The sequence below is a fragment of the Streptomyces sp. AC627_RSS907 genome, assembly GCF_019049165.1.
Genome location: NZ_JAGMUE010001260.1, coordinates 1 through 662, shown reverse-complemented (window position 1 = coordinate 662; position 662 = coordinate 1). Strand labels below are relative to the sequence as shown.

The window sequence follows — 662 nt, the reverse complement described above, 5'->3', positions numbered from 1 at the left end:
GTCCTGGCCGCACTGCCCGACGTCACCGCCCACCTCGACGAGGAGGACATCAACGGGCTGCTCGACCCCGCCCGCTACACCGGGGCGGCGTCGGCTCTCACCGATCGGGCCCTACGCGCCTGAGCGGGGCACCACTGACACACCGAGCCGGCCACGCGCCGGGCCTCTAGGGAGCACCACACCATGACCCCCACGCACCATCGCACGTCCCGCCTGCCCTCGTTGACCGGCATGCGCTTCATCGCCGCGCTGATGGTCTTCGCCTTCCACGTCGCCTGGGAGCGCTTCTTCCGCGACGCCGAGGTGCAGGGCGACTACGCCGACGTCGTGAACAAGGCCGGCTGGATCGGCGTCTCGTTCTTCTTCGTGCTCAGCGGGTTCGTCCTCGCCTGGTCGCGCCGCGAGGGCGACAGCTCACCCCGGTTCTGGCGCCGCCGGATCGCCAAGGTCTACCCCGGGCACTTCGTGACCGCCCTGGTGGCCTTCTGGCTGATCTCGCGCACCGACGGCATGCTGGCCGCCGCGGGCACGGTCGACGCCGACGAGGCGATCACCAACCTGCTGCTGATCCACTCCTGGTGGCCCGAGTACGACGTGTTCCTCAGCGGCAACGCCGTCAGTTGGTCGCTCGCCTGCGAACTCTTCTTCTACCTGGCCTTGCC

General features: G+C 69.6%; 1 protein-coding gene. It reads left to right on the top strand.

From position 1 onward, the window contains the following. Positions 1-183: 183 nt before the first annotated feature. Positions 184-662: acyltransferase (locus KUM32_RS41370; protein WP_217146787.1), on the top strand; the 479-nt coding region annotated here is incomplete at its 3' end.